A 24,508-nucleotide genomic window follows, 5' to 3' on the forward strand; every position below is an offset into this window, starting at 1 on the left:
CAGATGCTCCACGAGGGGAACCCGATGAAGAAGTCAGCCTGGCTACCAGCCGTCATCGCTCCGGTCGTCGTGGCCGGCGCCGTTGCCGCCCCGGTGATCGCGAACGCCGCGAACGACCCGATCGCGGGGACGAACCCCAGCGCGGCGGCCGTCATCGCCAGCATCGCGAAGTCGTCGGACGCCCAGTACTCGGGCAAGCTCTCGCAGACGAGCGCGCTCGGTCTCCCCGAACTGCCCACCGGTTCCGGCGGCTCCTCGCTCGAGGGCGACGCCTCCGACGTGCTCGGGCTGCTCACCGCATCGCACACCGCCCGTGTCTACGTCGACGGCCCCGACAAGCAGCGCGTCCAGCTGACGCAGCAGCTCGCCGAGCAGGACGTCGTCCGCAACGGCTCGGACGTCTGGACCTGGGACTCGAAGGGGCGCACGGCCACGCACGTGACCCTGCCGAGCGACACCGCGAAGGACCCGCGGGACGGCACGACCACCCCGGCCGACATCGCGGAGCAGGCCATCGACGCGATCACCCCGACCACCACCGTGTCGAATCCGACCGAGGTCAGCGTCGCCGGACACGACGCGTGGCAGATCACCCTGACGCCGAAGTCGTCCGACACCCTCGTCGGAGCCGTCCGGCTGGCCGTCGACCAGCAGACCGGACTCCCGCTCCGCGCGAGCGTCGAGGCCGCGGGCGCGGACGACCCCGCGGTGCAGGTCGGTTTCACGAGCCTCGACTACGGCGCCCCGGCGGCCCGGCTCTTCGACTTCTCCCCGCCGTCGAACGCGAAGGTGACCGAGAAGGACCTGTCCGGGGCCGGATCCCACACGAAGGGTGAGCACGGCGACCACCGTGGCACCCCGAGCGGTGACGAGCCGACCTTCACCGGCACGGGCTGGAGCACCATCACCGAGCTCCCCGCCGGCACGGTCGACCGGTCCGGGCTCGAGGGCGAGGCCTCCGGTCTGCTCGACCAGCTGACGAAGCCCGTCGACGGCGGCCGTGCCGTGCAGACGTCGCTCGTCTCGGTCTACCTGACCGACGACGGCCGCGTGCTCGCGGGCGCCGTGCCGGTCGCTTCCCTGGTCGACGCCGCGAAGTGAGCGCGGACGACCACGAGGTGCACGCAGCCGACCGCGAGCCGACCACAGCCGACCACCAGGTCAGCACGTCCGGGCAGGGACCCGACCTGGCGATCCGCACCACGGGCCTCCAGAAGGTGTTCCGCAAGCAGCGTGCGGTCGACGGGATCGACCTGGCGGTGCCGCGCGGCGCGGTGTTCGGGTTCCTCGGGCCGAACGGTTCCGGCAAGACCACCACGATCCGGATGCTGCTCGGGCTGTCGAGCGCGAGCGGCGGAACGATCGAGCTGCTCGGCGAACCGATGCCGAAGGCGCTGCACGACGTCCTGCCCCGCGTCGGCGCGCTCGTCGAGGGACCGGCCTTCTACCCGTACCTCTCCGGACGGGCCAACCTGCAGCGCTTCGACGCCGCCGACCCCACGTCGGACCCGCGCACCCGCAAGGCCCGCGTCGCCGGTGCCCTCGACCGCGTCGGGCTGACCCACGCGGCGGACAAGAAGGCGCACTCGTACTCCCTCGGCATGAAGCAGCGGCTCGGTCTCGCGAACGCCCTGCGGTCACCGCGCGACCTGCTGGTGCTCGACGAGCCGACGAACGGCCTCGACCCGCAGGGCACGCGCGAGGTCCGCAGCCTCATCCGTTCCCTGGCCGACGACGGCAGCACGGTGTTCGTGTCGAGCCACCTGCTGGCCGAGATCGAACAGGTCTGCACGCACGCAGCCGTCATGCGGACGGGCAAGATCGTCGCGCAGGGCCCCCTCGACGAGCTGCGCGCAGCCGGGGCCCGGACCGTGACCGTACGGACGCCCGACATCGGACAGGCCGGTACCGTCCTCACCCGGCTCGGGCTCACCCCGCGGCACGACGGCGGGGCCGACGTGCTGGTGGCCGATCTGCCGAACGAGCTGCTGCCGGAGACGATCACCGCGGAACTCGTGCGCGCCGATGTCCGGGTCCGCGGCCTGACGGTGGGCGGCGGCACCCTCGAGGACCTGTTCGTCGCACTCACCGGAGAGGGATTCGATGTCGCAGCCTGACGCGGCCGTGCGCGCTCTGCCCGTCCGCCGCCGGCAGCGCCCGTTCGCACTGCTCGGTTCCGAACTCGCGCTGGTGTTCCGGCGTCGCCGCACCTGGGCGATGCTCGGGGCACTCGCGCTCGTGCCGGTCCTGATCGCGGTCGCCGTGAAGCTCACGACCGACGGTGACGACGGCGGGCCGGCGTTCCTCGGCGACATCACCAACAACGGCCTGTTCGTGGCGTTCACCGCACTGACGGTGTCGATCCCACTGTTCCTGCCGCTGACCGTCGGCGTGGTCGCCGGGGACACCGTCGCGGGCGAGGCCAGCCACGGCACGATCCGTTACCTGCTCGTCGCACCGACGGGCCGCGTGCGGTTCATCCTGGTGAAGTTCGCCGGTGCCGTCGCGTTCTGCCTGGCCGCCACGCTGCTGGTGGTGCTGGTCGGTGCGGCGATCGGCGCCGTGCTGTTCCCGATCGGTCCCGTCACGCTGCTCTCCGGCACCCAGGTGGGCGGCTGGTCGTACGCCGGCCGCGCCCTGCTGCTCGCGCTGTACGTCGCGATGTCGATGCTCGGGCTCGTGGCGATCGGCATGTTCACGTCGACGCTGACGAACGTGCCGGTCGGGGCGATGGCCGCGACGGTCGTGCTCGCCGGGGCGTCGCAGGTGCTCGACCAGCTCCCTCAGCTCGACTGGCTGCACCCGTTCCTGTTCTCGCACCAGTGGCTCGGCTTCGGCGACCTGCTGCGCGACCCGATCTCGTTCGACTCGTTCGGGTCGAACGCGCTGCTGCAGCTCGGGTACGTGGTGGTGTTCGGGGCGCTGGCGTACAGCCGGTTCGCCTCGAAGGACATCCTGAGCTGACGCGGCAGGGGCCCGGCACGAAGGTGTCGGGCCCCTGCGACGCTCAGCTCGCTCAGCCCGCTCAGCTCGCTCAGCTCGCTCAGCCCGCTCAGCCCGCGGGCGAGGCCGATCCGCCGGCCATCGTCTCCGTGTCGGTCCCCCGCGCATCGGCGTACCGGTCGCGCAGGTCACGGGCCTTCTCGGAGCGGTACCAGTCGAGCCGCGCCCCGGTCTCCACCGTCTGCATGCCGATCACGACCTTGCCGCGGGACTTCATCTCGGCCAGGTCCTCGTACGCCTCGACGATGTACTCGAACGGGTAGAAGCCCGAGATCAGCACCTGCACGCGACGGTCCTGCACGGCCTTCGTCAGCAGGGTGAGCAACTCACGGGTCTCCTCGTCCTCGGCGGGTGCGCGGAGGAACCGGATCTCGATGTCGCGGCGGTCCTCGGACGACACGAACCGCTCCTGGGCGACGCCGAGACGTTCGGCCAGCAGCTCCGCGTTGCTCTCGCCGTGGTTGTCGATGAACGCGGTGATCGGTCGGCCGTCGGCGATGTCGCGGATGCGGTCCTCCTCGCCCGCACCGTAGGCGACGGGCAGCGTGCCGATCTGTCGCAGGTAGTCGTGGTTGCGGGGGCTGCCGAGGGCGATCACGGTCGCGCCGGCGTCGTGCGCGAGCTGGCACTCGATGTGTCCGACGCCACCGGCTGCGGCCGAGATCACGACGGTGTCCTGCGGTCCGAGACGGAGCGACCGGACGACCGACACCGCGGTGCAGCCGGCCAGGTACAGGCCGCCGGCGACCTCCCACCCGACGTGCTCCGGCTTCTTGATGACGGCGCCGCGCGGCACCGCGATCCAGGTGGCGTGGGCGCCGCCGGTCGGCGCGTGCCCCATCACCTCGTCGCCGATGCGGAGGTCCTTGACGCCGTCGCCCCGCGCGCGCACGATGCCGGCGAAGTCGACGCCCTGGTGTGCGGGGAACTCGAGGTCGACGTGGTCGCGAAGCTTCCCCTCGCGCAGGAACCGCTCGATGTGGTTCAGGCCCGCGGCCACGATCTCGACGACGATCTCGCCCGGTCCGGCCTCGGGCTTCTGCTGGGGGACGAGCTCGACGACGTCGAAGTCGCCGTACCGGTCGTACTGCACTGCACTGCCGACTCGCATGGGTGCTCCTTCGCTCCAGGTGTGCGTCCGTGCTACTCGGTGTTCCCGCACGCAACCCGAAGACGCGGGGTACCGCGGCTGTGGACGTGACCAGACGACGGACTGGAGGCCCGCAGCGGCGCCGGCACGGGCCTCCAGGCCGCCGTCACGCGCGTCCACCGCGCGTGGGGACCGTGCGCGGAGCCCGCGCGTCGAGCCCTCGCAAGCGTGCTCAGTGCTTGCCGGCGGCCGCGATGACGGCGCGGACCGTCTCGGGGTCGAGGCGGAACGCCCGCGGGTCGGCGTCGCCCCGTGACACGCGAACCGGTGTCGACCAGACGGAGCCGTCCGCGGAGACGTCGACGACGAGTGCGCCGCTGTCGACGACGGCCGATTCCTCGTCGTACGGGCCGACGACGTCGGTGTCGTTCGCGACACCGGGGGCGACGAGGACCGGGACGCCGGCGAGCGACCCGGCGAAGTGGTGGTGGTAGTGGCCGGCGAGGACGACCCGCACGTCGGAACCACGGATGACATCGGCGAGCGCCTCGGGGTTCTGCAGGCGGAGGGCCTCGTGCAGCTCGGTCGGGGCGGGCAGCGGCGGGTGGTGCAGGACGACGACGGTGCCGTGCGGGGCGTCGGCTGCGCCTTCGGCGAGGGCCGTGCGCAGGTGCTCGAGCGCGGTGTCGCTGAGCTCGCCGTACCCGGCTCCCGGGACGCTCGTGTCGACGGTCACGATCCGGCGACCCGCGACGACCGACTGCCCGGAGACGGGGACCGTCGGGGGCAGGTACTCCATCGTGTGCATCAGCGCCGTGGCGCCCTGGCCCAGGACGTGCCCGTTCGCCAGGACCTGTCGGAAGCCCTCGCGCAGGTCGTGGTTGCCGGGGACCGCGACGAAGGCCGCACCGTGCCGCTCCGCCCAGCCGCCGACGCGGTCCCGCACGGTCGCGTAGGACTCGGGGCTGCCGTCCTCGGAGACGTCGCCCGAGACCACCACCAGCCCGATGCCGGGCACCTGGTCGACGTGGGCGAGCAGCCGTTCGAGTGCGGCCGTGGTGTCGACCGCGCCCTGGTGCAGGGCTCCGTCGCCGGTCAGGTGGGTGTCGGAGAGGTGGAGGATGCGGAGGGTCCCGGCTGCTGGCGGCTGCATGCGTCCACGGTAGCCACGGCCCCCGTCAGTCCGGTGCGGCGGCCAACTGGTCCTCGAGGTTGAAGACCTCGGGCAGCACCCGCGCCGTCTGGTCGGCGCGCCCGGTGGCCCCGGCGAAGAGGTCCCGCATGTGCGCCTCCCACGCCGCGGCCACCTCGGATGCGGCGAGTGCCGCGTCCGCACCGGCCACCGAATCGGTCTCGTAGTACCCGATGAGCAGCCCGTCGTCGTCGAGGAACAGCGAGTAGTTCCGCCGCCCCGCCGCCGCGATCGCCCGGAGCATCGCCGGCCACACGGCGGCGTGCCGCTCGCGGTAGGCGTCGAGCAGCTCGACCTGCACCTGCAGCCGGAAGCAGACGCGGGTCACCGGCCGGCCTGTTCGCGGCGACGCTGCTCGGCGTCGTGGACGGTGCGCTCGTCGGCGGTGCGGACCGTCCCGGTGACCGTGGTGACGGTGCCGTAGCGCTCGGCCTCGATCGCCTCGAGGGTCTTGCCCTGGGTGCGCGGTGCCCAGATCGTGCCGACCAGGAACGACAGCGCGAGGAGCCCGAGGATCAGGCCGCCGAGGGCCCGCAGCCCGATGTCCGACAGCAGCAGCGGGAACCAGATGCTCAGCAGGCCGACCATGACGCGGGCGGCCAGGAACAGCACGCCCTGGGCGCTGGCGCGGTACCGGGTGGCGAAGAGCTCGCTCGTCCACAGGCCGTAGAACGCCTGCGCGCCGATGCCCGACGAGATGCCCCACGCCACGGCGAAGAACAGCAGGGTGCCGAGGTTGGCGGGCGCGTAGATGAGCACGGCCCACGCGATGATCGCCAGCACGGCCCCGGCGGCGTAGAGCGCTCGGCGGCTGACCCGGTCGGCGTACCGCATGAAGCCGAAGTACGTCGCGGCCACGGTGCAGCCCCAGACCAGGATCTGCAGTCCGTACTGCTCGGTGACGCTCGTGACCCCGGTCGCCGCGTAGACCCGGGGCTGGAAGATGCCGGCCTGCCCGGCGACGGTGTTCCAGAGCGCGTAGACGCCGAACAGGAACAGCATCGCGGTCAGGTTCTTCCGGCGGCTGAACAGCTGCGTGATCCCGTGGAAGAAGTTCGCCGTGCCGGTGGCCGCGCGCTCGTCCTTCCAGATCGCCGACTCGGGCAGCCCGCGGCGGAGCCACCACACGATCGCGGCGACGACGAACAGGTGGGCGAAGATGAGGCGGCTGCCGAGCAGGCCGAGGGGTGCCGCGGCGATCGCCAGGGCGAACCCGACCATCGGCCCGATCGACCACGCGAGCTGTGCCGTGCCGACGTGGGCCGCGCGCTTGTCCGCGGGGGCCTGCTCGGCGATGTAGGTCCAGCTCGCCGGCACGCCCGCCCCGACGGCGATGCCGGTCAGGACGAAGCCGACCAGGAGCATGCCGTAGCTGCCGGCGAACACCGCGAGCAGGATGCCGAGCATGTACAGGAGCAGGTCGTACGTGTAGATGAACTTCCGGCCGAACCGGTCGCACAGCGGTCCGCCGACGATCGCGCCGACGGCGGCACCGAAGGCGTTCGCGGACAGGCTCGCCAGCAGGCCGACCTCGAGGTCGCCGATCCGGAACTCCGCCTGCCACAGGCTCAGGCTCGTGGCGATCGCGATGATCGACCCCGACTCGATGTAGTTCGACATGGCCACCGAGACGGTGGCCTTCCAGCCCGTGGTGTTCCGGGCTCCGATGCGGACCGCCATTGGTCCTCCGTTCGCGTGTTCGTCGGTGAATCGTTTCAACGGGACGACGAGGACGATAGCGCTCCGGTCGGCGTGCTGGCAAGAGCGGGTTCGCCGGGCTGCTCCTCGCACGGTGCGAGCGGGCGCTCGCCCCACGCGAGGTTGCGCCCGCACCGTGCGAGGGGGCGTTCGCCCCGTGCGAGGTTGCGTGCTCCGTGCGAGCCTTTCCACCCCGCACCGAGTGCGGAACCTCGCACCAGCCGCGCGCCTCGCACCAGCCGCGCGCCTCGCACCGTGCGCGGGCAGTGGAAGCGGCCACCCCACGGACGGGAGGCCCGGTACCGGCCCGCCCCGCGCCTCCCGTCCGCGTTTTCCACAGATCACGGCGCGGGCCGACCGCGTGGACCGTGCCGATGCCAGGATGGCCACATGGCGGTCAGTGTGCGAGAGGTGGCAGCGCTTGCGGGCGTGTCCCTCGGCACAGTGTCGAACGTGCTGAACCGCCCCGACAAGGTCGCTCCCGGCACGGTGGAACGCGTGCAGTCGGCGATCGCGACGCTCGGGTTCGTCCGCAACGACTCCGCACGGCAGCTCCGGGCCGGACGCAGCTCCACCGTCGGGCTCATCGTGCTCGACGGCGGCAACCCGTTCTTCACCGACGTCGCCCGGGGCGCCGAGGACGCCGCGATGGACAACGGCCTCGCGGTGTTGATCGGCAACTCCGACGAGTCGACCGACCGCGAACGCACCTACGTCGACCTGTTCGAGGAACGCCGTGTCGCCGGACTCCTGATCTCCCCCGCCGGAGACGACCTGTCCCGCCTCGCGCGGCTGCGTGACCAGGGCACCGCCGTGGTGCTGGTGGACCGCCGCGCCGACGACGAGCACTTCGCCTCGGTCTCGGTCGACGACATCGCCGGTGGGCGCATCGCGGTCGAGCACCTCGCGGCGATCGGCCGCACCCACATCGCCTTCGTCGGCGGGCCGTTCGGCATCCGCCAGGTCGCCGACCGGCACGCCGGGGCACTCGCCGCCGCCCAGGCCGCGGGCATCCGGCTCGAAGCCCTGCCGACCACCTCGCTGTCCGTGCTCGAAGGGCGCCGCATCGGCGAAGCGATCCAGGCACGGCCGGCCGCCGAACGCCCGGATGCGGTCTTCGCCGCCAACGACCTGCTCGCCGTCGGGCTCGAACAGGCCTTCATCATGCGCGGCACCATCGCGGTGCCCGAGCAGATCGCCATCGTCGGCTACGACGACATCGCGTTCGCCGAGTCCGCCGTGGTCCCACTGACGTCGGTGCGGCAGCCGGCGCAGGACCTCGGTCGTCGCGCGATCGAACTCCTGACGAAGCAGGTCGAGCAGGGGCAGGACATCGACCTCGAGCACGTGGAGTTCACGCCGGAGCTCGTGGTGCGGCAGTCCACCGTCGCCGACGCCTAGGGCGCGGTCCGGACACGGCTCCCCCGCCGCCTACGATCGGAGCATGGTGCATGTCCCCCGGCGCGACGGTCCGCCGAGCGTGCACCACGTCGCTGCCCGGGCCGGGGTCTCGCTCGCGACCGTCTCGAACGTCCTGAACCACCCCGAGCGGGTCGCAGACGCGACCGCCGCACGCGTACGGGACGCGATCGACGCGCTCGGGTACACGCCGAACCGCAACGCCCGGGCGCTGGTGTCCGGCAGCACGCGCGCGATCGGTCTGGTGGTGATGTCGCTGCGGAACTCCCTGTTCAGCGACATGGTCAACGGCGCACAGCTGGCTGCGCGGGAACGCGGCTTCACCCTGCTGATCGCCAGCAGCGAGGACGACCTGCAGGCGCAGGGCGAACACCTCGCCTACCTCGAGAGCGCCCGGGTGTCGGGGATCCTGCTCGCCTCGATGACGGAGTCGCGCGACCAGGTCGAGGTCGCACGACGCCACGGCCGGCCCGTCGTGTACGTCAACCACGAGCCGACCGGACTCGACGCGTGCGCAGTGGTCGTGGACAACGAACAGGCCGGGTTCCTGGCGACCGAACACCTGATCGAGCGCGGCTGCCGACGCATCGGGTTCGTGAGCGCCCGTCCGGACCTGCAGCCCGTCGACCGCCGACGGACCGGCGTGCTGCGGGCCGTCGCGGCGCATCCCGGGGTCGAGCTCGTCGACGTCGACGCCGGGGACATCGACCCGCCGGGTGGCACCGACGCCGGGCTCCGCATCGCCCGGATGCCCGAGGACGAACGCCCCGACGGGGTACTGGGTGTGACCGACCTGCTCGCGATGGCCGTCGTCTCCGAGCTCCGAGCCGCCGGGATCCGCGTCCCCGAGGACATCCCCGTGTCGGGCTGCGACCACAACTCCGTGGCGTGGGGTGGTGCGGTGCCGTTGACCTCGGTGACGATGCACGGCTCGGAGATGGGTGCGGCTGCGGTGGAACTGCTGCTCGAGGAACTCACCGACCCCATGCACGTGCACCGGACCGTCGTGCTCGGCAGCGAGCTGGTGCCGCGCGAGAGCACGCTCGGTCGCGAGGGCGCGGCCGCAGCAGCCGCCGCGGCCGCCGTCGCGGGCACGATCACGTCGAGCGACCCGAGGCGCACCGAGGCCTGACCGGCGGCGGATCAACCCGCGAAAGCGACACATCCGCAGGTGGCCACGCCGTCCGGTCCGCCAGAGCGACAGATCGGTGCGAACGTTCGGCGGCGCACTGTCGCTTTCGCGGGCGAGGGGCAGCGGGCCACGGGCCGGCGCGCACGAGGCGATGCGGGACCGCGAACGCGACCGGGCACCGGACGGGAGGCGCGGGGCGGGGCCGGCACGGGCCTCCCGGCCGGCGGGCGGCGCGACCACCGCACGGTGCAGCACCGCGCGTCGACTCGGTGCGAGGTTCCGCACTCCGTGCGAGCCCTGGCGCCCGTCACGGAGTGTGGAACCTCGCACCAGACGAATGGACCCACCCGCACCTCGCTCCGCGGGTTCGCGTAACGAAATCGGCACAGCGATTGACACGCTTCAATCCTCGTGGTTCCATCCTGGTTGAAACGTTCTAAAACGCAGTGACCGGACCCCGCGACGGCGCGGGATCCGGGTCCGTTTCACCCGGGGTACCCCAGCCCCGGGCCTTACGAGGAGGTAAGGAATGTCAGTTCGTTCCATGACCAAGCGCGCGATCGCCATCGGCGGCGCAACGGTCCTGATCGGTGGGCTCGCAGCGTGCTCGTCCGGCGGCTCCGCCGACGAAGGCGGCGGCAAGGTCGAGATCACTTACCAGGCCGACAACGCCCCGGCCACCGCCGCCACCGCGAAGCCGCTCATCGAGGCCTTCGAGAAGGCCAACCCCGACATCACCGTCAAGTTCGACACCCGCCCCCAGGGCACCGACGGTGACAACCTGATCAAGACCCGGCTGTCGACCGGCGAGGCCGCCGACGTCTTCAACTACAACTCCGGCTCGCTCATGCAAGCCCTCAACCCGGACAACACCCTGGTGGACCTGTCCGACGAGGAGTGGGCGGGTGACGTCGACCCGCAGTTCACCAAGGTCGTCAGCACCGACAAGGGCATGTACGGCGCCCCGTTCGGCACGAGCTTCGGCGGCGCGGTGCTCTACAACACGAAGGTCTACGACGACCTCGGCCTCGAGGTCCCGACCACGTGGGACGAGTTCATCAGCAACAGCGAGAAGATCAAGGACGCCGGCGACATCGCGCCGATCATCCAGACCTACGGCGACACCTGGACCAGCCAGCTGTTCGTCCTCGGCGACTTCGCGAACATCACCGCGCAGGACGACAAGTGGGCGGACGACTACACCGCCAACAAGGAGTCCTACGCCGACGAACCCGCACTCGCCGGGTTCGAGCACCTCGCCGAGGGCAAGGACAAGGACCTCTACAACGAGGACTACGCCTCGGCCACGCAGGCGAACGGCCTGAAGATGCTGGCCGACGGCACCGGCGCGCAGTACCCGATGCTCACGAACGCGATCTCGGCGATCCAGCAGGACTCCCCCGACGCCGTCGACGACATCGGCGCGTTCGCCCTGCCCGCCGAGGACGCCGCGGACACGAACCTGACGATCTGGGAGCCGAACGGCCTGTACATCCCGAAGACGACCACGGGCGACAAGCTGGCAGCGGCGAAGAAGTTCGTCGCCTTCGCGAACTCCACCGACGGCTGCCAGGTGCAGAACGACACCGGCACCCCCGCCGGCCCGTACGTCATCTCGACCTGCTCGCTGCCGGACGACGTGCCCCCGATGATCGACGACCTGCAGCAGTACCTGGACGACGGCAAGGCGAGCCCCGCGCTCGAGTTCCTCTCCCCGATCAAGGGCCCGAACCTCGAGAAGATCTGCGTGCAGGTCGGTTCGGGCATCACCACCGCGAGCAAGGGCGCCGACCAGTACGACGACGACGTCGTCCAGCAGGCACAGCAGCTCGGCATCAAGGGCTGGTGATCGGCGTGACCGCGACCCTCACGACGGCGGTGGCTCCGCCGCAGACACGCAAGGCCGGCCGCCCCGGACCAGCGCGCAAGCGGATGCGCTCGTTCTACCCCGCGTGGTTCTTCATCCCCGCGATCGCGCTGTACGTCGTGTTCTTCGCGGTCCCGACCTTCGCCGGGTTCTACTTCTCGCTCACCCGCTGGACGTTGTTCGACCAGACCTTCATCGGCTTCGACAACTTCGTCCGGTTCTTCCAGGACCCGCAGCTCGTCTCCGGGTTCGTGCACACCTTCCAGTACGGCTTCGTGACGAGCGCGGCGAAGGTGGTCCTCGGACTGGCCCTCGCCCTGCTCCTCACGTCGCCCGTGCTGGGGCGCGGCTACCTGCGGGCGGTCGTGTTCTTCCCGGTGCTCGTGTCGACCATCGGCATCGGCATCACGTTCAAGGCGCTGATGGACCCGTTCCACGGGATCATCAACGGCGTGCTGGGTTCGGTCGGCCTGCCCACCCCCGGGTGGCTGACCGACCCGGCGCTCGCCCTGTGGAGCGTCGCCGCGGTGGACGTCTGGAAGGGCGTCGGCATCGCGACGCTCATCTTCATCGCCGGCATCGTGGCGATCCCGCAGGAGTACTTCGAGGCGGCACGGGTGGACGGCGCGAGCGCGTGGTCGATCTTCCGGAACATCACGTTGCCGCTGTCCCGCCCCGCGATGGGCACGGTCATCATCCTGTCGCTCATCGGCGGTCTGCGGTCGTTCGACCTGATCTGGGCGATGACCGGGGGCGGGCCGGGGTTCACGAGCGACGTGATCGCCAGCGTGATCTACAAGCAGTACCAGGCCGGGTTCTACGGCCTGTCCACCGCCGGCAACGTGGTCCTGTTCGTCGTCGTCACCGCGATCATGGTGCCGATCTCGTGGCTCCTCAACCGCAAGGAGGCAGAGCTGTGACCGCCGTCACCACCCCCGGAACCGGCCACGCGCCGGCTTCCGGCAGCCGCCGACCGACACCGGCGAGCCGGTCCCGCCACCCGGGGCGTGCCCGCCGGTGGATCATCGGCTCGATCGCCATCGTCGTCAGCTTCGTCGTGTTCCTGGTGCCGTTCGTCTTCGTGCTGCTCCAGGCGGCGAAGAACCCGGCCGAGGCGAACCAGCTCGGCTTCAGCCTGCCGACCGACTGGCAGCTGTGGCAGAACCTGCAGGCGGTGTTCCAGAGCGGTGACGGCGGGATCCTCCGCGCGTTCTGGAACAGCGCCCTGCTCACCGTCGGCAGCGTCACCGTCATGGTCGTGTTCTCGGCGATGGTCGGGTACGTCCTGCAGCGGCGCCCGAGCCGGTGGAACGGCCTGATCAACTTCTTCGTGCTGGCGGGGCTCATCGTGCCGCCGGCGATCGTGCCGACCATCTGGGTGCTGCAGGGGCTCAACCTGTTCAAGACCATGGGCGGGATGATCCTAATCGAGGCGACGTTCGGCCTGTCGTTCTGCATCCTGCTGTTCCGGGCGTTCGTCGCGACGATCCCGAAGGAACTCGACGAGGCCGCCGTGCTCGACGGCGCCGGCCCGGTCCGCCTGTTCTTCGGGGTGGTGCTGCCGCTGCTCAAGCCGGTGATCATCACGGTCGTGCTCGTGCAGTCGGTGACGGTGTTCAACGACTTCACCAACCCGCTGTACTTCCTGCCGGGGTCCGAGAACGCGACGGTGCAGCAGACGCTCTACGCGTTCCAGAGCCAGTCGGTCAGCCAGCTGAACCTGCTGTTCACCGACGTGCTGCTCATCACGATCCCGCCGCTGATCCTCTACGTCTTCTTCAACCGTCAGATCGTCGCCGGCATGACCAGCGGCGCCGTCAAGGGCTGACCGCCCACCCCGGCCTGGAGGCGCGACCCGCCTCCGCCACACCGCCCACCAGGGCGGACGGCCGGGCCCACGACCTGTGCACCGGTCGACGACGACCGGTCGCGTGAAAGGACCACCACATGACCACCTGGACCGCACCGTTCATCGCGGCCGACACCGACCTCGGCAGCGCCCCGATCCTGCGTCGTGAGTTCACCCTCGACGACGGCCACGGCGCCGTCACCGCCGCCAACCTCGACGTCAGCGCCCTCGGCGTCGTCGAGGCCTGGCTCGGCGGGCAGCGCGTCTCCGACCACCTGCTCGAACCGGGGTGGACGAGCTACGAGTGGCGCATCCGCGTCGTCTCGCACGACGTCACCGCGCACCTCGCCGACACCGCGGCCGGCGGCGCAGCCGTGCTCGCGCTCGTCGTCGGCAACGGCTGGGCCGCCGGACGCCTGGCCTGGGGCGGCGGTGGCGGCTGGTACACGGACGAGCGCGCCGGGTTCGCCGAGCTCCGGATCACGTTCGCCGACGGCCACGAGCAGCACGTCACGACCGACACCGACTGGCAGGCCCTGTCGAGCGCGATCACCGCGGACCAGCTCTACGACGGGCAGGACATCGACGCCCGACTCCGCGACGGCTCGTTCCTGACGCCCGGCGAGGTCACCGTGCCCAGCGTCGACGGCCACCGGGGACGGACGAGCACGGTGCACACGGTCGACATCGGCGAGCGCGAACTCGTCGCCGACACCGTGCCGCCGGTCCGCCCGCTCGCCGAGATCGCCCCGGCGGCGATCTGGACGAGCCCGTCGGGAGCGACCCTGCTCGACTTCGGCGTGAACCTGGTCGGGTGGCTCCGGGTCACCGCGACCGGCCCGGCCGGCACCGTGCTCACCGTGCAGCACGCCGAGGTGCTCGAACGCGACGAGCTCGGCACCCGCCCCCTGCGCACCGCGAAGGCGACGGACCGCTTCACCCTGCGCGGTGACGACGGGCCCGAGACGTTCGAGCCCCGGTTCACGTTCCACGGGTTCCGGTACGCGCAGGTCGACGGCTGGCCGGGCACGCACGACGAGCTCCGCGCCGCGGTCACCGCCGTGCAGGTCGGGTCGGACCTCACCCGCACCGGCACGTTCGCGTCGAGCCACGAGCTGCTGAACACCTTCCACGACAACGTGGTCCGGGGCATGCAGGGCAACTTCCTCAGCGTGCCGACGGACTGCCCGCAGCGCGACGAGCGGCTCGGGTGGACCGGCGACATCGCCGCGTTCGCGCCGACGGCCTCGTACCTGTTCGACACCCGGACGTTCCTGGCGGACTGGCTGCGGGACGTGTGGCTCGAGCAGCAGCACGCCGCCGGGGTGATCCCGTTCGTCGTGCCGGACGTGCTGAAGTACTCCCCCGCCGAGGACTTCGGCACGCCGGACGCGACCGCGCTCTGGTCGGACGCCGGCGTCTGGGTGCCGTGGACCCTGTACCAGGCGTACGGGGACACCGCGGTGCTCGAGGAGCAGTTCGACTCGATGGCCGCACACCTGCGCCGGGTCCGTGACCACCTGTCCCCGGAGGACCTGTGGGACACCGTGTTCCAGTTCGGCGACTGGCTCGACCCGGACGCCCCGCCCGAGGCCCCTGCCGACGCGAAGGCCGACAAGGGCGTCGTCGCGACGATCTGCGCCTACCGGTCCGCGACGATCGTGGCGGACGCGGCGGAGCTGTTGGGCGGTCACGAGGCGGAAGCGGCCGAGTTCCGGGAACTCGCCACGCGCCTCCAGGCCGGGTTCCGCACCCACTACCTGCAGGACGACGGGCGGATCCTGTCGGACGCGACCACGGTGTACACGCTGGCGATCGTGTTCGGGATCCTGTCCGAGCGGGAGCAGGCCGTGGCGGGCGACCGTCTCGCCGAGCTGGTCGAGGCGTCCGGGTACCGGATCTCGACGGGCTTCGCGGGAACGCCCTTCATCACCGACGCGCTGACCCGGACGGGCCACCTGGAGGACGCCTACCGGCTGCTGCTCCAGACGGAGTGCCCGTCGTGGCTGTACCCGGTGACGATGGGCGCGACGACGGTGTGGGAGCGCTGGGACTCGATGCTGCCGGACGGCACGATCAACCCGGGCGAGATGACCTCGTTCAACCACTACGCGCTCGGTGCCGTGGCGGACTGGATGCACCGGGTGGTGGGTGGGCTCTCGGCCCTCGAACCCGGGTACGCCGCCGTGCTCATCGCACCGCAGCCGGGCGGTGGGCTGACGTGGGCGGAGACCTCGCTCGACACCGTGCACGGGCACGTCGCCGTGCGGTGGGAGCTCGTCGACGGGGAGTTGCGCGTCCGAGCGACCGTGCCCGAGGGCGTCTCGGCCGTGGTGCGCCTGCCGGGTGCGCCCGAGCAGCGGCTCGGCGCGGGGACGCACGACCTGCGCGCCCCCGCCGCGGTCCCCGCCGCGTAGGGCCCTGGTCCGCAAGACACCGGTGTTCGCGCGTCGAACCCCCGAACGCGCGTGTTCAACACGTGAACACCGGTGTTCTGCGGTACCACCCCACCCTCCACGGTTGCGGCAGACCGCCGCGAGCCGTACTGTATGAAACGATTCAATCGCACACAAGGAAGTGACACGATGACATCGACACCGAGCTTCGCCGGCATCGCCGACCAGCTGGCACGACAGCAGATCGAGCTGCCCAGCTGGGCCTTCGGCAACTCCGGCACCCGCTTCAAGGTGTTCAGCACGCCGGGCACCCCGCGCGACCCCTACGAGAAGATCGCCGACGCCGCCCAGGTGCACGAGTACACCGGACTGGCCCCGACCGTGGCACTCCACATCCCGTGGGACCTCGTCGACGACTTCACCGACCTCAAGCGCCACGCCGAAGAGCACGGGGTGTCGCTCGGCACCGTCAACTCGAACACGTTCCAGGACGACGACTACAAGTTCGGCGCCCTCACCCACACGGACGCGAGCATCCGGCAGAAGGCGATCGACCACCACCTGCGCTGCATCGACGTGATGGACGCCACCGGCAGCCGTGACCTGAAGATCTGGCTCGCCGAGGGCTCGAACTACCCCGGCCAGGCCGACATGCGTGAACGTCAGGACCGCCTGCACGAGTCGCTCAGCACGATCTACGACCGCCTCGGCGCCGACCAGCGGCTGGTGCTCGAGTACAAGTTCTTCGAGCCGTCGTTCTACCACACGGACGTCCCCGACTGGGGCACGAGCTACGTGCAGACCGCGGCACTCGGGCCGAAGGCGATGGTCTGCCTCGACACCGGCCACCACGCCCCCGGCACGAACATCGAGTTCATCGTGATGCAGCTGCTGCGCCTCGGCAAGCTCGGTTCCTTCGACTTCAACTCGCGCTTCTACGCCGACGACGACCTGATCGTCGGGGCAGCGGACCCGTTCCAGCTGTTCCGGATCCTGGTCGAGGTCATCCGCGGTGGCGGGTACGACAACCCCGACGTCGCGTTCATGCTCGACCAGTGCCACAACGTCGAGGACAAGATCCCCGGCCAGATCCGCTCGGTGCTCAACGTGCAGGAGATGACGGCCCGCGCGCTGCTCCTGGACCGCGTCGCACTGACCGCCGCGCAAGAGGCGCACGACGTCCTCGGCGCGAACGAGGTCTTCATGGACGCGTACCAGACCGACGTCCGGAAGGACCTGGCCGAGTGGCGCGAGTCCCGCGGGCTGCCGGCGAACCCGATGCGCGCGTACCTGGAGTCGGGCTACCAGCAGTCCATCGCCGAGGACCGCGTCGGCGGCGTCCAGGCCGGCTGGGGCGCGTAGGACCATGACGAACACAGTGGAGGCACGGGTGGACCCCGACGCGCACGGCACCGACGCAGACACCACGATCAGTGCCCTCATCGCACGTTCCAACGCGCTCGGCTCGGATCCGCGGATCACGAACTACGCGGGCGGGAACACGTCCGCCAAGGGCACCGACACCGACCCCGTCACGGGCGAACCGGTCGAGCTGCTCTGGGTGAAGGGCTCCGGGGGTGACCTCGGCACCCTCATCCCGGCGGGCCTCGCGGTCCTGCGCGTCGACCGCGTCCGCGCCCTGCGACAGGTCTACCCGGGCGTCGAGCGCGAGGACGAGATGGTCGCCGCGTTTGACCACTGCCTGTTCGGTCGTGGCGGTGCCGCGCCGAGCATCGACACCGCGATGCACGCACTCGTCGACGCCGCCCACGTCGACCACCTGCACCCCGACGCCGGCATCGCGATCGCCACGGCGGCGGACGGTCCGGCCCTGACCGAGCGGATCTTCGGCGACCGGGTCGTCTGGGTGCCGTGGCGCCGACCCGGGTTCCAGCTCGGCCTCGACATCGCTGGCGTCAAGCGTGACCACCCGCAGGCGATCGGCACGATCCTGGGCGGCCACGGCATCACCGCGTGGGGGGAGACGAGCGACGAGGCGCAAGGCAACTCCCGCTGGATCATCGACACCGCCGAGCGGTACCTCGCGGAGCACGGCAAGGCGGACCCGTTCGGTGGCCGCCGAGCGGGGTTCGGAGCACTGCCGGCCGACGAACGTCGCGTCCGCGCCGCCGCCCTCGCCCCGACGATCCGCGGCATCGCCGGGCACGACAAGCCGGTCGTCGGGCACTTCACCGACAGCGACGTCGTGCTCGAGTTCCTGGCGAGCGAGCGCGCCGAAGCACTCGCGGCCCTCGGCACCAGCTGCCCGGACCACTTCCTGCGCACCAAGGTCGAGCCGCTCATCCTCGACCTGCCCGCAACGGCCTCCGTCGAGGAGCAGACCGCGCGCCTGCACGAACTGCACGAGCAGTACCGCGCGGACTACCAGGCCTACTACGACCGGCACGCGACGCCGGACTCCCCCGCGATCCGCGGCGCCGACCCGCTCATCGTGCTGGTGCCCGGCGTCGGGATGTTCTCGTACGGCAAGGACGCGCAGACCGCCCGGGTCGCGGGAGAGTTCTACGTCAACGCGATCAACGTCATGCGCGGCGCAGAGTCGGTCAGCACCTACGCCCCCATCGACGAGGCCGAGAAGTTCCGCATCGAGTACTGGGCCCTCGAAGAGGCGAAGCTGCAGCGGATGCCCGCGCCCAAGAAGCTCGCGACGCGCATCGCCCTGGTCACCGGCGCCGCGAGCGGCATCGGCAAGGCGATCGCGAAGCGCCTGGCAGCCGAGGGTGCCGCCGTCGTCATCGCCGACCTCGACCTCGGGAAGGCCACCGCTGCGGCGGCCGAGATCGGCGGCCCCGACCAGGCCATCGGCGTCGCCGCGAACGTGACGGACGCCGCCGCGATCGACCAGGCGATCCAGCAGACTCTGCTGCACTTCGGCGGCCTCGACCTCGTCGTCAACAACGCGGGGCTGTCGCTGTCCAAGAGCCTGCTCGAGACCACCGAGCAGGACTGGGACCTGCAGCACGACGTGATGGCGAAGGGGTCGTTCCTGGTGTCGAAGGCCGCCGCGAAGGTGCTCATCGAGCAGGGCCTGGGCGGCGACATCGTCTACATCTCGTCGAAGAACTCGGTGTTCGCCGGGCCGAACAACCTCGCGTACTCCGCCACGAAGGCCGACCAGGCCCACCAGGTGCGGTTGCTCGCGGCCGAGCTCGGGGAGCACGGCGTCCGCGTCAACGGCATCAACCCCGACGGCGTCGTGCGCGGCTCCGGCATCTTCGCGAGCGGCTGGGGTGCCAACCGCGCCAAGACGTACGGCATCGAGGAGCAGGACCTCGGCGAGTTCTACGCGCAGCGCACGATCCTGAAGCGCGAGGTCGTGCCCGAGAACGTCGCGAACGCCGTCTACGCCATCTGCACCGACGACTTCTCGCACACCACCGGCTTGCACGTGCCCGTCGACGCCGGCGTCGCCGCGGCCTTCCTGCGGTAGCGACGACCGACGACCAACGAGCGACGACCAACGAACCGAGCAGGAGCACGGCATGCACACCAGCGGCAGCGTCGCCGCGGTCGACCTCGGGGCCACCAGCGGCCGGGTGATCGTCGGCCACGTCGACCCCGACCGGGTCTGGATGGACCAGGTCGCCCGGTTCCCGAACGGCCCCGTCACCCTGCACGAGGGCGACGTCGACACCGGCCGCGACGCCCTGCACTGGGACGTCGTCGAGCTGTACCGACAGGTGACCGAGGGGCTCCGGCGTGCGTTCGCCGAGCACCCCGCGATCGCCAGCATCGGCATCGACTCGTGGGCGGTCGACTACGGCCTGCTCCGCGACGGCCGACTGCTCGGGCTGCCGTCGCACTACCGCGACGACCGGCACCAGGGCGGTGTCGTCCCCGTGCACGACCGGATGGACGCCACCGGGCTGTACGCCCGGAACGGCCTGCAGCACCTGCCGTTCAACACCGTGTTCCAGTGGGCTGCCGACCCGTCGCTGCAGCTCGCGCAGCGTGCGCTGCTGGTCCCCGACCTGCTCGGGTACTGGCTGACGGGGGTCGAGGCGGCCGAGCGCACGAACGCCTCGACGACCGGGGCACTGAACGCGACCACCCGTGGGTGGGACCCGGCGGTGCGGGCTGCTGCGGGCCTCCCGGCCGGGCTGCTGCCCACGCTGCGCGACCCGGGCGACCGACTCGGCCCGCTGCTGCCGTCCGTCGTCGAGCTCGTCGGCGGCCGGGCCGACGTGACGCTGGTCGGCTCGCACGACACGGCGAGCGCCGTCGTCGCGGTCCCCGCGACGGAACCGGACTTCGCCTACATCTCGTCGGGCACGTGGTCGCTCGTCGGCGTCGAGCTCGACGCGCCTGTCCTGTCGGACGCGGCGCGACGCGCGAACTGCACGAACGAGGGCGGTGTCGACGGCCGCGTCCGGTTCCTGAAGAACGTGTCCGGACTGTGGTTGCTGTCGGAGAGCGTCCGCACCTGGGAGCGCGGTGGCGACCACGTCGACCTGGAGGCCCTGCTCGCCTCCGCCGCGGCCGTCACCGCCCCGGTCCCCGTCTTCGACCCCGCGGACGAGTCGTTCACGGCACCCGGCGACATGCCGGCGCGGATCGCCGGGTGGTGCGCGGCGCACGGGCTGAGCGCCCCCGCGTCGCGCGCGGAGTTCGTCCGGAGCATCCTCGAGTCGCTCGCGACGGCGTACGCCGAGACCCTGCGCACCATCGCCGACGTGACCGGCAAGGCCATCCGGGTCGTGCACGTCGTGGGCGGCGGCTCGCAGAACCGGCTGCTCTGCCAGCTGACCGCGGACCGGACCGGCCTGCCGGTCGTGGCCGGACCGGTCGAGGCCACCGCCCTCGGCAACGTGCTGGTGCAGGCGCGCGCCGCTGGACTCGCTGGCCTCGGAGGGGCTTCACTGGAGGCACTCCGGAGCATCGTCGCACGGAGCGTCGAGCCCGTGCGGTACACCCCGTCGGCGTCGTCGCGCGCCGATCCCGATCGATCCCCCGTCAGGAGCCACGCATGACCACGACCGACGACCAGCACCGGATCGACCCCGCGACCGGGGCACCGGCACCCGCCACCGGTTCCGCGTCCGCCGCTCGCACGCGGGTCAAGCGGCAGCTGCCGACGGTGCGGGACCTCGCGCCGCTCATGCAGTTCAAGAAGCCTTCGCTGCCGGGTCGGCGTCAGCGGCTCGAACAGGCCTTGACGATCTGGGACCTCCGCGACATCGCCGCCCGCCGCACGCCGAAGGCCGCGTTCGACTACACCGAGGGCGCGGCCGAAGCGGAGATCTCCCTCGCCCGTGCCCGGCAGGCGTTCGAGGACATCGAGTTCACGCCCGCGATCCTGCGGGACGTGTCCCGGGTGGACACCTCGCGCGAGGTGCTCGGGGCGCCGGTGTCGTACCCGTTCGGCATCGCGCCGACGGGTTTCACGCGGATGATGCAGACCGAGGGCGAGCGGGCCGGTGCCCGGGCCGCCGGACGTGCCGGCATCCCGTTCTCGCTCTCCACGATGGGCACCACCGCGATCGAGGACGTCCGCGACGCCAACCCGAGCGGGCGCAACTGGTTCCAGCTGTACATGTGGAAGGACCGCGAGAAGTCGATGGCGCTGGTCTCCCGCGCCCAGCAGGCCGGCTTCGACACGCTGCTCGTCACGGTGGACGTCCCCGTCGCGGGTGCGCGACTGCGGGACAAGCGGAACGGGTTCTCGATCCCGCCGCAGCTGAGTGCCCGGACCGTGGTGAACGCGATCCCGAGGCCGTGGTGGTGGTTCGACTTCCTGACCACCGAACCGTTGGCGTTCGCGTCGCTCGACCGCTGGTCCGGCACCGTCGGCGAGCTGCTCGACCACATGTTCGACCCGACCGTCACCTACGAGGACCTCGCCTGGATCCGTGACCAGTGGCAGGGCAAGGTCGTCGTGAAGGGCGTGCAGTCGCTGGCCGACGCCAAGCGCCTGGCGGACCTGGGGGTCGACGGCATCACGCTGTCGAACCACGGGGGCCGGCAGCTGGACCGCGCCCCGGTGCCCTTCCACCTCCTGCCCGCCGTGGTCAAGGAGGTCGGGAAGGACACCGAGGTGCACCTCGACACGGGCATCATGTCCGGCGCCGACATCGTCGCCGCCGTGGCCCTCGGCGCGAGGTTCACGATGGTCGGCCGTGCCTACCTGTACGGGCTGATGGCCGGTGGCGAGGCCGGGGTGGACCGGATGATCCAGATCCTGTCCGAGCAGATCGAGCGGACCATGCGGCTGCTCGGGGTGGCCTCGCTCGACGAACTCGAGCCGGGGCACGTGACGCAGTTGCAGCGGTTGCAGCCGATCCCCCGGGTCTGACCCGTCGGCTCGCCGCGCGTTGCATCGTGCACGTTCGACGGTCGGACACCGGGCGTTCGTCGGTCGATTTCCGTGACGCCCCCCGAACGGGTCACAGATGATGCAAGATGTCCGTGGACGCGTCAACGAAACCCTCGGCATCCGGCCGGCTGGTGCGTCCGTCCCTCCCCGCATCCTGCGCCCGAGCATCCACGAGGAGCCCGACATCTCGACCCGAAGCACGTGCACGCCCTCGCGCGGCACGACCCCACGTCACACGTCCACGACCCCGTCCACCCGAGGGGGCGCCCGATGATCCGCCACCGCGCGATCCTGGCGGTCGCGACCGCCGGTGCCCTGGTCCTCGGCGTCCCCACCGCCGCCTCCGCCCGCACCTGGTGGGGCTGGGACGGCGAACGCCGCTGGCACAACGCCCCGGTGAACCCCACCCCGACGCCCGCCCCGGACGAGACGGAGACCCCGGCTCCCACCGATGAGTGGACCCCGGTTGCGGAGCCCACGCAGGACTCCGCGCCGATCGAGGACTCCGCCCCCGTCGCCGAGCCCGCACCCGAGGCCGAGCCCGAGTCCGAGGCTGCGCCGGAAGCGGCGCCCGAAGCGGGTGCCTCCCCCGCGGACCTCTCCGCGATCGCACCGGACGCCTCGTTCGTCGAGGACTTCACCGAGGACGCCGTCACCGGGCTGGTCTCGTCGCTCTACCCGCAGTCGTGGCAGGCCTACCCCGACGGCACCTCGGGCATCTACGCGCCGAGCAAGACGGTGTCGGTGCACGACGGCGTGATGGACGTCGCCCTCGGCACCGGTGCCGGAGCTGCCGGCACCTTCGGCTCCTCCGACGGCGCCTGGGACCACGTCGGCGGCTCGTTCTCGGTCCGCGCGAAGGCGACCGGCGGCGACGGCAACGGCGCGGCCTTCATGCTGTGGCCGACGTCGAACGTCTGGGCCGACGGCGAGATCGACTTCCCCGAGGGCAACTTCGAGGACAGCCCCTCGGTGTTCCACCACTCGATGACCCCGGGCAAGGAAGCCGAGCGCGTCCAGCTCGGCACCGGCGTCTCGTGGCGCGACTGGCACACCTACAAGGTCGACTGGGTCCCCGGCGAGTCCGTGACGTACAGCGTCGACGGCAAGGTCCTCGGCACGATCACGCACGACGTGCCGACGACCCCGCACCGCTTCATGTTCCAGGTCGGCAACTGGGGCGAGAAGGGCAACCTGCTCATCGACTGGGTCTCGACGACCGAGTAGCGTCCGCAGGTCCGCACCACGCACGGACGGGAGGCCCGGTGCCAGCTGGCACCGGGCCTCCCGTCCGTCTGCGTGGTGACCTTCCTGGCGTCACCGCGGAGCCTGTGGGCTAGCGCTCCTCGTCGACGAGCGCGATGAAACGGCTGCCGATGCCCTCGACCTCACGCCGCGTCAGGCCGGCGGTGGGCTCGGGCGCCTGGTAGGGGGCGTGGTAGTCGCACATCAGGTAGTCCCACTCGGGCCACCACTTCTTCGGGCGTGCTTCTTCGTCGAAGCCGCAGACCACGCACTCCAGGCGCGTCCAGACCTTCTTGGTGCCGGTGCGGTTGGCGCGAGACTGCACGAGCCAGGCGGGCGGGTCCTGCTCGATCGCGTCGAGCTCGGCTTCGCTCAGGCGCGACGGGATGCCGTGGCGGGTCGCCATCTCGAGGGGGATGTCGAGCCGGACGGCGGCTTCGCGGCGGGAGAGCATCCGTCCAGGGTAGGTCCTGCTCACCGCCACCTCGAACTGCGACGGCGGGAAACCGCCAGCGACCGCTCCCACGCCTGGCGAGACTGGCTCGGAGCTCGCGACCGCCGCGAAGCCCGACCGAGAGCCGAGCGCCGTGCACCACACCCCCATCGACCCCGCGATCCTGTACTTCGGCACGCCCGTGGCGCTGCTGAGCACCATCGCCGAGGACGGCACCACGAACACCGCCCCAATGTCGTCGATCTTCTGGCTCGGGCAGACCGCCGTCCTCGGCATGGGAAGCCGATCCCAGACCGCTCGGAACCTGCTCGCCACCGGTGAGTGCGTCATCAACCTCCCGTCCGCCGATCTGGTGACCGCGGTGGACGCACTCGCCCTCACGACCGGACGATCACCCGTCCCCGCCGGCAAGGCCCACGTCCGCTACCGCCATGAACCGGAGAAGCTCCGCCTCGCCGGGCTCCACGGCCGCCCCGGCGACACCGTCCGTGCGGAACGGATCGACGAGTGCCCGGTCAACCTCGAAGCGCACGTCGTGCACACGCGACCGCTCACATCCGACGACGACACCTTCGTCTTCGAAGCCTCGATCAGCCGCGTCCACGTGCACGACACCATCCGGATGGCGGGCACCGCGAACCGGATCGATCCCGCGCTGTGGCGTCCGCTCATCATGAGCTTCCAGCGGTTCTACGGCCTCGGCGGCGAGCTCCACCCCTCGCGGCTCGCTGGCATCGACGAGGAGTGGTACCGGTAGCGAGCGGCCTCCGACCGCGGACTTTCCTCGAGCGGGCGGTCCGTGTATGGTCTCGATCACTGAGGTAAAAGG

Annotated in this window: 20 protein-coding genes; 15 read left to right on the plus strand and 5 right to left on the minus strand. The window is 71.2% G+C overall.

Translation table 11 applies throughout. The annotated features are described in order from the left end of the window. The first annotated feature begins 24 nt into the window (after nt 1-24). From OE229_RS15560 to OE229_RS15570, 3 genes are all read left to right on the plus strand, one after another. Entirely contained in the window at nt 25-1,101 is a 1,077-nt protein-coding gene (locus OE229_RS15560) for a LolA family protein (protein WP_262138767.1), read from the plus strand. 86 nt (nt 1,102-1,187) lie between these two features. Next, a complete protein-coding gene (locus OE229_RS15565; protein WP_262140054.1) occupies nt 1,188-2,117 on the plus strand; it encodes an ABC transporter ATP-binding protein in 930 nt (309 codons plus the stop codon). Continuing rightward, entirely contained in the window at nt 2,104-2,964 is an 861-nt protein-coding gene (locus OE229_RS15570) for an ABC transporter permease (RefSeq protein WP_259579794.1), read from the plus strand. Before OE229_RS15565 ends, OE229_RS15570 begins: the two co-directional genes overlap by 14 nt. A gap of 88 nt (nt 2,965-3,052) precedes the next feature. Here the strand turns inward: OE229_RS15570 and OE229_RS15575 are convergent, their stop codons facing one another. The 4 genes from OE229_RS15575 to OE229_RS15590 all read right to left on the minus strand — a co-directional run bounded on the left by OE229_RS15575 (nt 3,053) and on the right by OE229_RS15590 (nt 6,965). Continuing rightward, entirely contained in the window at nt 3,053-4,114 is a 1,062-nt protein-coding gene (locus tag OE229_RS15575; protein ID WP_209133962.1) for an NADP-dependent oxidoreductase, read from the minus strand. Between the two features lie 211 nt (nt 4,115-4,325). Continuing rightward, nucleotides 4,326-5,246 carry a metallophosphoesterase gene (locus tag OE229_RS15580; RefSeq protein ID WP_262138768.1) on the minus strand — a complete coding sequence of 307 codons (921 nt, stop codon included), beginning with the start codon at nt 5,244-5,246 and terminating at the stop codon, nt 4,326-4,328. A 25-nt stretch (nt 5,247-5,271) separates the two neighbouring features. Then, entirely contained in the window at nt 5,272-5,613 is a 342-nt protein-coding gene (locus tag OE229_RS15585) for an L-rhamnose mutarotase (RefSeq protein ID WP_259579798.1), read from the minus strand. After that, the gene (locus tag OE229_RS15590; RefSeq protein ID WP_262138769.1) at nt 5,610-6,965 is read right to left on the minus strand and encodes an MFS transporter; all 1,356 of its coding nucleotides are present in this window, start codon (nt 6,963-6,965) and stop codon (nt 5,610-5,612) included. The genes OE229_RS15585 and OE229_RS15590 overlap by 4 nt, the downstream gene beginning before the upstream one ends. A 408-nt stretch (nt 6,966-7,373) precedes the next feature. Here OE229_RS15590 and OE229_RS15595 point away from each other — a divergent pair, with 408 nt between their 5' ends. From OE229_RS15595 to OE229_RS15645, 11 genes are all read left to right on the plus strand, one after another. Beyond that, on the plus strand, nt 7,374-8,384 hold the full coding sequence (locus OE229_RS15595; RefSeq protein ID WP_182066817.1) for a LacI family DNA-binding transcriptional regulator: 1,011 nt from the start codon (nt 7,374-7,376) through the stop codon (nt 8,382-8,384). 43 nt (nt 8,385-8,427) lie between these two features. Next, nucleotides 8,428-9,534 (plus strand): LacI family DNA-binding transcriptional regulator, encoded by a 1,107-nt coding sequence (locus tag OE229_RS15600; RefSeq protein ID WP_262138771.1) that lies wholly within the window; start codon nt 8,428-8,430, stop codon nt 9,532-9,534. Nucleotides 9,535-10,063: 529 nt separating this feature from the next. Beyond that, a complete protein-coding gene (locus OE229_RS15605; protein WP_182066815.1) occupies nt 10,064-11,383 on the plus strand; it encodes an ABC transporter substrate-binding protein in 1,320 nt (439 codons plus the stop codon). 5 nt (nt 11,384-11,388) lie between these two features. Continuing rightward, nucleotides 11,389-12,321, plus strand: coding sequence for a carbohydrate ABC transporter permease (locus OE229_RS15610; RefSeq protein ID WP_241660435.1), 933 nt, complete (start codon nt 11,389-11,391; stop codon nt 12,319-12,321). A 101-nt stretch (nt 12,322-12,422) separates the two neighbouring features. After that, on the plus strand, nt 12,423-13,229 hold the full coding sequence (locus tag OE229_RS15615) for a carbohydrate ABC transporter permease (RefSeq protein WP_259580324.1): 807 nt from the start codon (nt 12,423-12,425) through the stop codon (nt 13,227-13,229). Nucleotides 13,230-13,348: 119 nt separating this feature from the next. Next, the gene (locus OE229_RS15620; protein WP_262138772.1) at nt 13,349-15,667 is read left to right on the plus strand and encodes an alpha-L-rhamnosidase; all 2,319 of its coding nucleotides are present in this window, start codon (nt 13,349-13,351) and stop codon (nt 15,665-15,667) included. Between the two features lie 168 nt (nt 15,668-15,835). Beyond that, nucleotides 15,836-17,008, plus strand: coding sequence for an L-rhamnose isomerase (gene rhaI / locus OE229_RS15625; RefSeq protein ID WP_262138775.1), 1,173 nt, complete (start codon nt 15,836-15,838; stop codon nt 17,006-17,008). Between the two features lie 4 nt (nt 17,009-17,012). After that, nucleotides 17,013-19,097 (plus strand): bifunctional aldolase/short-chain dehydrogenase, encoded by a 2,085-nt coding sequence (locus OE229_RS15630; RefSeq protein WP_263344709.1) that lies wholly within the window; start codon nt 17,013-17,015, stop codon nt 19,095-19,097. Between the two features lie 52 nt (nt 19,098-19,149). Further along, nucleotides 19,150-20,637, plus strand: a complete 1,488-nt coding sequence (locus OE229_RS15635) for a rhamnulokinase (protein ID WP_262138777.1) — start codon at nt 19,150-19,152, stop codon at nt 20,635-20,637. Beyond that, entirely contained in the window at nt 20,634-21,959 is a 1,326-nt protein-coding gene (locus OE229_RS15640; protein ID WP_410007319.1) for an alpha-hydroxy acid oxidase, read from the plus strand. Before OE229_RS15635 ends, OE229_RS15640 begins: the two co-directional genes overlap by 4 nt. Before the next feature lie 291 nt (nt 21,960-22,250). After that, nucleotides 22,251-23,207 carry a glycoside hydrolase family 16 protein gene (locus OE229_RS15645; protein ID WP_262138778.1) on the plus strand — a complete coding sequence of 319 codons (957 nt, stop codon included), beginning with the start codon at nt 22,251-22,253 and terminating at the stop codon, nt 23,205-23,207. Nucleotides 23,208-23,316: 109 nt separating this feature from the next. Here OE229_RS15645 and OE229_RS15650 read toward each other — a convergent pair whose 3' ends face one another. After that, nucleotides 23,317-23,679, minus strand: a complete 363-nt coding sequence (locus tag OE229_RS15650) for a hypothetical protein (protein WP_182064720.1) — start codon at nt 23,677-23,679, stop codon at nt 23,317-23,319. Nucleotides 23,680-23,812: 133 nt separating this feature from the next. Here OE229_RS15650 and OE229_RS15655 point away from each other — a divergent pair, with 133 nt between their 5' ends. Beyond that, the gene (locus OE229_RS15655; protein ID WP_262138780.1) at nt 23,813-24,436 is read left to right on the plus strand and encodes a flavin reductase family protein; all 624 of its coding nucleotides are present in this window, start codon (nt 23,813-23,815) and stop codon (nt 24,434-24,436) included. Nucleotides 24,437-24,508 lie beyond the last annotated feature (72 nt).

This window comes from Curtobacterium poinsettiae, assembly GCF_025677645.1.
In the GTDB taxonomy this organism is placed as follows: Bacteria; Actinomycetota; Actinomycetes; order Actinomycetales; family Microbacteriaceae; genus Curtobacterium; species Curtobacterium poinsettiae_A.